This is a genomic window from bacterium (assembly GCA_030693205.1).
In the GTDB taxonomy this organism is placed as follows: domain Bacteria; phylum Patescibacteriota; class Minisyncoccia; order JAHIHE01; family JAHIHE01; genus JAHILZ01.
In genome coordinates, this window is record JAUYBG010000011.1 from 112,772 (window position 1) to 123,309 (window position 10,538).

The 10,538-nt window shown below is 37.8% G+C and carries 10 protein-coding genes; 1 reads left to right on the forward strand and 9 read right to left on the reverse strand.

Going from position 1 to position 10,538, the window contains the following annotated elements:
- Position 1: 1 nt before the first annotated feature.
- The 7 genes from Q8N37_03385 to Q8N37_03415 all read right to left on the reverse strand — a co-directional run bounded on the left by Q8N37_03385 (position 2) and on the right by Q8N37_03415 (position 8,500).
- On the reverse strand, positions 2-943 hold the full coding sequence (locus tag Q8N37_03385) for a phosphotransferase (GenBank protein MDP3057535.1): 942 nt from the start codon (positions 941-943) through the stop codon (positions 2-4).
- A gap of 145 nt (positions 944-1,088) precedes the next feature.
- Complete coding sequence (locus Q8N37_03390; GenBank protein MDP3057536.1) at positions 1,089-2,126, reverse strand: hypothetical protein; 1,038 nt, start codon at positions 2,124-2,126, stop codon at positions 1,089-1,091.
- A gap of 46 nt (positions 2,127-2,172) precedes the next feature.
- Positions 2,173-3,255: a glycosyltransferase family 4 protein gene (locus tag Q8N37_03395; GenBank protein MDP3057537.1), complete on the reverse strand. Its 1,083-nt coding sequence runs from the start codon at positions 3,253-3,255 to the stop codon at positions 2,173-2,175.
- 68 nt (positions 3,256-3,323) lie between these two features.
- A complete protein-coding gene (locus tag Q8N37_03400; protein ID MDP3057538.1) occupies positions 3,324-4,808 on the reverse strand; it encodes a trehalose-6-phosphate synthase in 1,485 nt (494 codons plus the stop codon).
- Between the two features lie 66 nt (positions 4,809-4,874).
- A complete protein-coding gene (locus tag Q8N37_03405) occupies positions 4,875-6,137 on the reverse strand; it encodes a trehalase family glycosidase (protein MDP3057539.1) in 1,263 nt (420 codons plus the stop codon).
- A gap of 119 nt (positions 6,138-6,256) precedes the next feature.
- Complete coding sequence (locus Q8N37_03410; GenBank protein MDP3057540.1) at positions 6,257-7,342, reverse strand: glycosyltransferase family 4 protein; 1,086 nt, start codon at positions 7,340-7,342, stop codon at positions 6,257-6,259.
- A 51-nt stretch (positions 7,343-7,393) separates the two neighbouring features.
- Positions 7,394-8,500 (reverse strand): glycosyltransferase family 4 protein, encoded by a 1,107-nt coding sequence (locus tag Q8N37_03415; GenBank protein ID MDP3057541.1) that lies wholly within the window; start codon positions 8,498-8,500, stop codon positions 7,394-7,396.
- 266 nt (positions 8,501-8,766) lie between these two features.
- Between Q8N37_03415 and Q8N37_03420 the strand changes: the two genes are divergently transcribed.
- A complete protein-coding gene (locus tag Q8N37_03420; GenBank protein MDP3057542.1) occupies positions 8,767-9,144 on the forward strand; it encodes a hypothetical protein in 378 nt (125 codons plus the stop codon).
- A 12-nt stretch (positions 9,145-9,156) separates the two neighbouring features.
- Here Q8N37_03420 and Q8N37_03425 read toward each other — a convergent pair whose 3' ends face one another.
- On the reverse strand, positions 9,157-9,879 hold the full coding sequence (locus Q8N37_03425; protein MDP3057543.1) for a hypothetical protein: 723 nt from the start codon (positions 9,877-9,879) through the stop codon (positions 9,157-9,159).
- A gap of 169 nt (positions 9,880-10,048) precedes the next feature.
- Positions 10,049-10,538, reverse strand: a 490-nt coding sequence (locus Q8N37_03430; GenBank protein MDP3057544.1) for a hypothetical protein, incomplete at its 5' end; no start/stop codon positions are given.

Sequence of the window (10,538 nt, forward strand, 5' to 3'; positions counted from 1 at the left end):
TTTATAAATTTTTAATTGCTTGATTAAAAGCTGTTAAAATTTTAGCTATTCCTTTCTTTCGGTTTTTCTCGCTGGCATGCGATGATTGCATAAATATCGTGATCATTTTAGGGGCTAATTTCAATATTGAGAGGAAGAAGCACTTTAAAAATACTTCTTTGTTCTCAGCCCGTTTCATCTCAAGAGCGAATAACTTTTCTCTCCAACCCTCATTAAGCCAGAACAAGAACCACACAAAAGCCAGATCAATATAGGGATTATCCAAGTGAGCGTATTTCCAGTCATGAACGACTATCTTGCCCTTGTTATAGACAAAATTTCCCGGATGAAGATCGCCGTGCGCCAAGTAATTATTGTTTTTTTCCAAAAATTTTTCATACTTATCGAATATCTCCAAAACTTTTTTTTGCTGTTTGGCGTTTATGAATTTCTTGGCTACGCGCAGATAATCTAAAAAATATTTTTTATACGTGGTGACATTGTGTTTTTCGAACAACCGATAATTATCGTCTTTTTTTTGACGATTGAATTTATCCGAAATATCATTGCGCACGAAATCCAAAAAATTTGAAATTTCTTCCGGCGATATTTTTTTAACGAATTCCCGGCTGAATCCCCATACATCGCCCATTCTTTTCCCTTCCGTGTATTCTCTGATCATCCACTCCGGTTTTTTCACGATTTCGCTTTTATAATATTTAGGCGTAATAAAAAACTTATTATGAAAAAAATTTTCTGACAAAAACTTCGTAAGTATCACCTCTTTGATAAAACTTTTATGGCTTACCAACTTCGGATAAAGGCGGATTTTTATGTAAACCGTTTCTTTTTTTCGGTTCAGGCAGACAGAAGCATAATTGTGATATCGGGAACTGACATTTACAACTTCAACTAATTTTTGCTTTTTTAGTATTGCTTCGACTTCGGATAGTTTTTTTGCCATAATAGCTATTAAGACCTAAAATAATGGAATTGAATCATTCCACCACCTCTGGAAATCATTAAATTATTTAATTAATCCAAACACGGCGCATCTCCTCTTTTTCGCGAAGAGGAGATGAAATTTATCCGCATGATCATTATGGTTATTATTCAGCGGCTGAATCTTTTTTCTCGATCTTTCCTTTAACAGCCTTAATTTCTCCAAGCTTAACCATATTTTCGATGATCTTCATATTGCATCCCTGGTAAGAAAACTTCCAGTAGTCGCCTTTTTTTCTGGCGTTATCAAGCAGATCATTCATTTTTTCCCAATTTTTATCATCAAGTTTTATCCGGCTTCTGAGCTCAGGGAAACACTCTGCCACATATCTGATCCTTGAAGCCAATTCCCATGCATTTACTTTCTTCCCGGCCGCCTCGTCACCCTTCAATTCCTCAATATGTTCCAGCATACCTTCTTTATCGCTCGAATCGAACAAAGATCGGGAGATATCGCCAAATTTTTCCGGATCAAGATTATTCATATGCCCCATACGCGGGATAACCTTATGCCAGTCTTTTTTACCGATCAGATCTCCCAAATCTTTAACCATTTCTTTCCATTCTTTTTCGCCAATTTCAAAACTACTCTCCTTGAATTCTTTCTCATTCAAAATATCCTTTAAATAACTTGATTGAAATTCCCGGATCCATGCTTGTTCTGACTTGATCTCATTTTTAATTCGCTCCGACAATTGAAATTGTTCTTCCGGAGTATTTTCATCTGTCTGTATTCGTCCTACTTTTCGCTTCTCTTTCATCCAATCTTCCTCAACTTTTTTGGTTTTAGCCTTAACAGCATCTTCAATGTCTTTTTCCATTCTTTCCTTACAATTCTTAATATCCCCTTCAGACAATTCTACTTTTTCTATTCCGGCTTCCGGCGCTTCTTTTCTTAGACGAGCAAGCGCCGAGGCTTCAAAAGCCAAGCTTTGTTTGCCCTCTGTCCCCTCTTTTTTCTTTTCTGATTCCATCTGAGCTTCAATGCCTTTTATATCTTCCGGTCTTATTTCCAGCTCTTCAAGCGTTATTTCCTGATCGATTTCAGCAATTTCAGGATTCTTTCCCTTCCCTTCCTCTTCAAAAAATTCTTCAGGGAATTGAAATTTCGAATAATCTTCCCTGCCTCTTTTTTCTCGTTCCATATTTTTATCATTTACTTCACGCTTCCTGAGAGCGTGAAATTATTTATTAAAAGCTTTTATTTTTACTAAGTATTTTTTCGTAAATTTTTTCATAAGCATCGGTCATTTTTGAAGCGGTAAAATTATCCAAAAAATACTGATGGCAAGCTGACCTGTCGATCTCGTTGATTTTTTTCATTGCCTCTACCAATCCGTCAATGTTGGTTTTTTTATTTTTATCCAATGGTTTGACTATAAAACCGGATTTGCCTTCGCTTACCACTTCTCTCACCGAACCTCTGTCAAAAGCGATCACCGGCGTGCCGGAAGCCATCGCCTCGATCATTACCAGGCCAAACGGCTCTTCCCATTCGATCGGATACAGCAAAGCCTTGGCATTAGAGAAAAACTCGAACTTTTGCTTTTGGTTTATTTCGCCGACATATCTTATCTTTTTATTCAAGCGCGGCTTGATTTGAGTATTAAAAAAATCCAATTTCGCAATATCGATCCGTCCGGCGATATCCAAACGCGCTCCTATTTTTTCGGCCGCGAGAACCGCGTTAAAAACTCCTTTCACCTCGTCAATCCTGGCAATCCAAATAAACTTATCGTCGGGGTTTAAATTAAACTTATATTTTTTTGGATCCAGCCCATTGTAAGCATTGCCGACAAAATTCAAATTTATCATGGAGTTCTCTCTTTGCTTGAAGCTGATCGACACGAAATTATTTTTTCTGTAATGGCGATAGGTAAAAATCCTGCCGGCGTATTTTCTCTTGGTATGCATATTATTATGCATCGTGCTTATTACCGGCGTTTTGATCAAAGGAATAAAAAATTGGTCGTAAAGATCAACGTGAGAGTGAATAATATCAAACTCATCCGCGCGCTCAAAAGCTCTCGCGACGTTCATCATATCATAAGAAGTTTCTTTCCATGGAATTTTATCCCTTAGAAGAGCTCTGGGATAAATAGAAACGAGTTTAGCCGATGTTTTTGAATCTCCGCTGGCAAACAGCGTAACCTCATGTCCGCGGCGCACCAATTCTTCGGTCAAAGAAGAAATTACCAGCTCGGTTCCTCCATATTTGGCCGGCGGAACCGAAACCCACATTGGCGCGATTTGCGCGATTTTTAGTTTTTTCATTCAATATCCTTTCCAATCCCTTGCTCGTAAATGTTGCAAAAATAAGGAAACTTAATTATTAACCTTGCCTACTTGGGAGTACCGGGCGGTACTTTCAAGCTCGATAGCTCCAAAATAAATTTTGACGCCCACCGATAAACATTCTTTTCTTTAACGATCTCTTTCATTTTATTCATGCGTTCAACTCGTTCTTTGGCAGGCATCTCCAGAGCACTCTTGATCGCATCCGCCATCTCATCAACGTCATAAGGATTCACCAGCACCGCATCGCTTAACTCTCTGGCCGTACCGGTAAAATGCGAGAGCACTAGCATGCCTTTTTCCGGATCAGCGGCGGCAACGAACTCTTTAGCCACAATATTCATTCCGTCGTCCAGCGAATTAACCATGCAAATATCGGCGTTTTTATAGAAAGGAATGAGCTCTTCGATGCTGAATATATCATCGGTAAAGCTTATCGGATACCAAGAACTGGAATAATATTTCCAGTTTATCCTTTCAACCAAATTTTTAATATCCTTCAGTAAATTTTGATACATAGGAATGCGCATCCTGGAACGCGGAGCAATTCCCAAATAAACGAATTTTTTCTGATACTCGGGATATTTTTCCAGAAACCGGTCAATAGCTTTGAGGCGTTCGATCGTTCCTTTGATATAATCAACCCTCTCAACGCTTAAGCATAAGTATTTGTAATTACTGCTGATATATTTTTCGGTCAGCTTCTGCCTGGTTTTCCGGCTTTTGCCCGCCAGCGAATTGATCAACTCATAGTCTATGCCGATTGGAAAAGCTTTTACTATAGTATTATGGTCTTTGTAAGAAACCACCGAGCGCTCGTGGTCTACCTTCGCTTCAAGCTCTTTGGCAATACTGTTAAAAAAATTGGTGCAATAATAACCCAGATGGAATCCCAGCAAATCGTTCGCCAAAAGTCCTTCTAAAATTTCTTTTTTCCAAGGACAAATCCTGAAAATTTCGGCAGCCGGCCAGGGAGTATGCCAAAATTGCGCCACGATCAAATCCGGCCTTTTCGCCTTGAGATATTTTGCGACCAGCGCAAAATGATAATCTTGGATCCAAATAAACGCCTTAGCCGAACCCACTTTTTTCAAAACAGCTTCGGCGAATTTTTCGTTTACTTTCTTGTAACACTCCCATTCCGCCTGATTAAAATTAGGCCGAACGTGAGCCAAATGGCAAAGGGGCCAAAGAGTGCCGTTTGAGAACCCGTCATAATAACAATCCTGCTCTTTTTTGCTAAGCCAGACTCTTTTAAGAGTATAGCGGGGGTTTTCCGGCGGAACCATTATCTCGTCGTTTTTATCGACTACTTCCTTGTCCGCATCACCGCTGCCGTTAGCGATCCAAACTCCTTTTGTGGTTTGCATGATGTAATCCAAAGGAGTTACCGCTCCGCTTACCGCCCGAATGCACTTTATTTTGTTTTCGCTGTAAATATGGCTATAAGGTTCGCGGTTGGAAATGACCACGAACATATGATCTTTTAATTTTTCTTTAATAACCTCTTTAAGCGAGTCTCTTGTCCACATTGTAGTTTTATAAATTTTAAATTTTAAAACGGTTCTAAATATTAGGAATGTCTTTTATAACTATACTTACATTTTATGGGTTTCCTTTATAAACACTTCTGCCACTGCATTGGTCCAGCCAAAACCGGATTGGGGCGGATACCTGTCAAAAGGAACTTTTTCGCCGCTTTCCTCTTCGCCGTCGTATTTCTCCCAGATCTTCCCGGTTTTTTTCCAATTATCGTAAACCAGTTTCACAAAATCTTTGTTTATTTTTTCTGCCTCTTTCGCGTACCCGTATTTTTCCATTCCTTTGGCCGCTACGTACTGAAGCGGAGCCCAAACTATCGGATAATTCCACTGCCGGTCTTGATAGCCATAATCTTTATCACAAGCGGCCAAGCCTTTTTTGGTCTCAAAAATTTTAAGATTATCTTTCATTTTTTCCGCTTGTTCCTGGCTGGCCAATCCCGTAAACATCGCCTGATAGCCGGCCAATGATTTTATTTTTTTTTGCTCGCCGGTTCTGTAATTATAATCATAAAATAAACCATCTTCCTCGCTCCACATCAATTCGTTGATAGTTTTTTTCCTTTCTTCCGATTTTTTATTCCAAATCATTGCCTCATCTTCCTGGCCAAGTTCTTGGGCAAATTTTTCAAATTCTTTTTCGTATTGATATAAATTGCAATTTAAGTCTATCGGCAACAAGTCATGGACATCTTCGTCGTCAAATCTCGGCGACATATCCCAAGACGCTTCGGCGCGGGATTTATAAGTATGCGGTTTTTTATAATCTCCAATTGGCTTATCGCCGCTTTCATCGTAAAAACGGCTTAAACCGGAAGGCGTTAAATGAGATCCGTCCAGCCAGTATTCATTATACTCTTTTTTTACCAAATCAAAAGCTTTTTCCAGCCATTTTTTATCGTGAGAATCTTCATAAGCGTCCCTGATCATCGGCGCTAAATACGGCGTTTGCGAACGGGTAGACCATTTTTTCTTATTCGCGTTCAGCGCCTTGCCATAATTCTCTACCTGATATAAGCAATTGTCAACCATACCCTTGATCAAATCCTGCCTGCCTTCCTCGGTTTTCAGTCCTTTTATTATAAAATAACTGTCCCAATAGAACATCGTATTGAATTTTTCTTGATTGGGAGCGACGTATTTTTCCGGCAAATACAAGATATCGTCGGCGTTATCGCTATCCCTGGTAGCGTTTTTAGCTTCAAAAATAAAATCATCCCATTTTTTTTCAATAAATGCTAAAAGCTCCTTGGCTTGTTCTTTACTAATTTCTTTTTCCATATCATTTTCTTTTTCAGTTTTAAATTCGTTTTCTCGCATAAATTAAATCTATTGGCATATCTTAAAAGCGAAGCCAATTTATTTTTGATTGTACAAGGGGATTCAGGGGTTACCCCTATACAAGCAAAAATAATTGGCGAGCTTTGCCTTACAAAAAATTAAACCTTTTTCAAATAACTAGCTAAAACTTTCTCATACACTCTTTCGTATCCTTCAGCCATCGCTTTGGCGCTAAAATGTTGGACCGCGTGTTTCTGGCAAAAAGCGCGGTCGATTTTGCCTATCTTTCCGACCGCTTCCGCCATCTCATCGATATTTTTGACGATAAATCCGGTTTTTCCTTCAATGATCTGTTCCCTGACCGGTCCGTTATCAAAAGCGATTACCGGCGTGCCGCAAGCCATGGCTTCGATAGTCACAAGGCCAAACGGTTCGTTCCAGTTTATCGGATTCAATAATGCTTTAGCATTCCTTAGAAGCTCAATTTTTTCTTTATCACCAAGCTCGCCTAAATAAACAATTTGTTTTCCATCGATGTGCGGTTTTACTTTTTCTTCATAATATTTCTTGTATTCCTCATTGGCCCAGTCGATCTTTCCACCCATTATTAATTTCATGCCGGTTTTCTTGGCGACCTGGATCGCTTCGTATGTGCCTTTATCGTGGCAAAATCTTCCCAGCCACGCCAAATAATTTTCCGGCTTAGGGTTGAACTTGAATTCAGAAAAATCAAGACCGTTATAAACTGTGCCCGCGTAATTTAAAAAACTCAAAGTTCTCTGCGCATTAGAAATAGTGACAAAATTATTTTTTTTATATTTTTTTAAAAGAAGCAATCTGTCTTGTTTTGCCGGATCGTTCTCTCCCGGCATAACAAAATGAATTGTGACCACAACCGGAGTTTTAATCCAACTGGCAAACGCAAGCGCTACATAGTCTTGCCTAGTGTTCAGATGCATGTGAATAACATCAAACTGATCGGCTTTGTCGAATGCGTTTGTTATGTGCAAAAGCGGATATAATGGATTGCTCCACGGAATTCCATCGCGATAAAGAGCTCTGGGATAAACTGATTCCAATTTTCCTGAAGTTTTTGAATCGCCTGTGGCAAAAAGAGTCACGTCGTGCCCGTGCCGCACCAGTTCTTCGGTTAAATTATAAACAATTCTCTCTGTCCCTCCATAAAGCGGCGGCGGAGTGGTTTCCCAAATAGCTCCAACTTGCGCGATGCGAAGTTTTTTCATAAATATGTTTTACAGATTATTTTCCTATAAATTTTATACTTTAGTCAGAGGCTAAGAAGCGGAAGCGATTACTTTTCTGTAAACATCTTCATACCCTTCCGCCATCACCTTGGCGCTAAAAAATTTATTTGCTCGTTCATAGCATTTCCTACGGTCAAGATTATTGATTTTACTGACGGCTTCAACCATTTCATCAACATTTTTTACAATAAAACCTGTTTCGCCATCAACAATCTGCTCGCGAATCGGCCCCCGGTCAAAAGCAATCACTGGTGTCCCGCAAGCCATCGCCTCAATCGTCACAAGGCCAAAAGGTTCATTCCATTTTATAGGATTCAGTAATGCTTTCGCACTTTGTAAAAGTTTGATTTTTTCCTTATCTTCCACTTCTCCTATATAACTAATTTGCTTACCGTCAATAAATGGTTTAATATCTTCTTCATAATATCTTATATCCTCAGGAACGGCCGAATCAATCTTACCTGCGAGAATCAATTTCGTTTTTACTTTTATGGCCGCTTGAACCGCCTCAGCAGTACCTTTGGTAGGAGTTATTCTACCCAACCAAACTAAATATTCTTCCGGTTTATCGTTAAATTTAAATTCGGAAAAATTAAGCCCGTTATGAACCATGCCGGCATAATTCAAGAATTTTAGAGTTTGTTGTGCGCGAGAAATGGTTACAAAATTATGTTTTTGATATTTTTTCAAGAGAAACAGCCTATCTTGTTTCACAGAATCGTTTTCTTCCGGCAAAACAAAATGAATAGTAAAAATTGTAGGGGTTTTAACAGTAGCAGCAAGCGCCAAAGCGATATAGTCATTTCTATTGTTAAAATGCATATGAATAACATCAAATTGATCTGCTTTATCAAAAGCATTGGTAATGTGAAGCAATGAATACAGCGAGTTTGTCCAAGGAACTCCATCCCGATACAAAGCGCGAGGATAGACGGATTCCAACCTTCCTGATGTTTTTGAGTCTCCGGTGGCGAACAGTGTCACGTCGTGACCACGACGCACTAATTCTTCAGTTAAAACAGAGGTGATTCTCTCAGTCCCTCCATACAAAGACGGCGGAGTAGTTTCCCAAAGAGTCCCAATTTGCGCGATACGAAGTTTTTTTGATTTGCCGTTTTTTGATTTACCTATTGACATATTATTAATTTTATGCTAAGATTAAATATAAAAATTGTTTGTCATTCTGAACTTGTTTCAGAATCTATAATACTTGCTTACATTTTTATAGATTCTATTGAACGCTATGGTGACTTTTTTAGATCCTGAAATGAATTCAGGATGACAGAAATAAATTGCTCTTTTAAAAATTTTATGGCTTTGGGAAAAATGGCATCTCTTTTGTCTATTTTGACAAGAGAAACGCGATTAGAACAAAGCTATAAATATACAGAGGAGGAAAAAATATGAATAGAAAATATTCAAAGTTGCATATTGAGGCAATTAAATTAGCATGGCAACTGGAAGGAATAGATAAAAAAATAACATCGAGAAACGATTTTTCGGAAGAAATTATTGAAAAATTAAGAGAACAAGCAAAAAATATGGGTATAAAATATTTTGATAAACCCGCGGTTATAGGAGCAGAATTAATATATCTTTCAAGTCCCAACTATTTCAAGAAAGATATGCTTACCGTGCTTCTGTCCCCAGCCGGTGATCACGAATTGGAAACAAAACTGCCGCAAATTATCAAGAATTTTAAAAGGGTTGCTGAAACCTATAATTATGATTCCAGGGTTAAATGGAATCCCAATCCCGAAAACACAACCTGCAAGTATTAAAGCTTGCTTTTTTTATTTTTTGCCCAAATTGCTTATTTTTTTTACAATGGGAGCAATCGGCCCGTATTTCTTACTTCTTTTTAAATCTTTTCCGCGTTCGTCCCAGTCTTTTGTAATATGCGACCTTTCTTGTCTTTCTAGGCCAAGCCATTTTAAATTTTCATCATTCGCAGAATCGTATGTATAAAGTTGTATATCTGAGGAGTCTGAGTGTAAAAGATTAATAATTTTAAATATTGTTTCTGTTTCACTTTTTATTTTATTCTCGCGCAAATAATCAACCATACTATCGAGCATCTTATTCTTCCAAAGCGGTTCATCCTCGCGACAAATAGTATCATTTAATATTGGTAGCTTAATAAATTTTAAAAACTTTCCATGGTCTTTTGAATCCAGTCTTATCAAATTACTCATAAAATCAAAAATTTCCTTCCCGTTAAGATTTCCTCCATACTGAAATTTATTGAGCTTATCAACAAATTCCTTAACGCCTTCTATTTCATTTTTAAATTCTTCGTCTAATTTCTCATTATATTCTTTATTTAACCTCTCGATCAATTCCGCATCATTCCCATTACTATCTTCGATTTTATCACCCATTATATTCACCGCCTTATTCTCTTTCTCGAGATCTCTAATTTCATATGGTTCTGCTTCATGTCCTCCGCGAACCCTTGCTAAATGTTCTTTCCATTCTTCGTTTGACATTTCTTCAAATCTTTTTCCATTTTCCATAGTTTTATTATTTAGTTTTTAATAGTTAAGCCTCGCTCATCAGTAATTTAGCTTCTTTTAAAAGCTGTTTTTTATTTTTTATCTTATTCGTATTTTATAAAATTGTCCCAATTTGCGCGATGCGTAGTTTTTTCATAATAATAAATATGCTTTGGTTAAATAAGTAAGCCTATTTTCTCACAAAATTAACAAATAAGCCAGAGACGGAAGCGATAATAAGACCGAGAATCAAGCTTTCTTTTAAAGGCATTGAACTGAACAAGATCGCCAATATCAGAAGAGCAATCAACGTAATAGTCGTACCGCCAATATCAAATAAAAACATGTATTCTGTTCGAGCTTCAGTATCCATATGCTCTTGAAACTTTGCAGCAAAAGGGACTCCTTTTAAATTATTAGTAAAAAGAGCTAAGGTGTTAAAAACAAAAACTTGCGTAAAAGAGTTTGCGAAAACACGAACAACCCCTATGATAGTATTGGACATGCTGCCCAATAATATCAACTTATTCCTATTAAACTTATCAACCCATACTCCAACAAAATAAAAAACCGCGATAGAAATGACTAGAGAAACTGTTTGTATAAAACCAATCGATTTATACTGAGGGATTATGATAAAAATAAAAATCGGCCAGAGCGCGTTATACAAATATAATTGG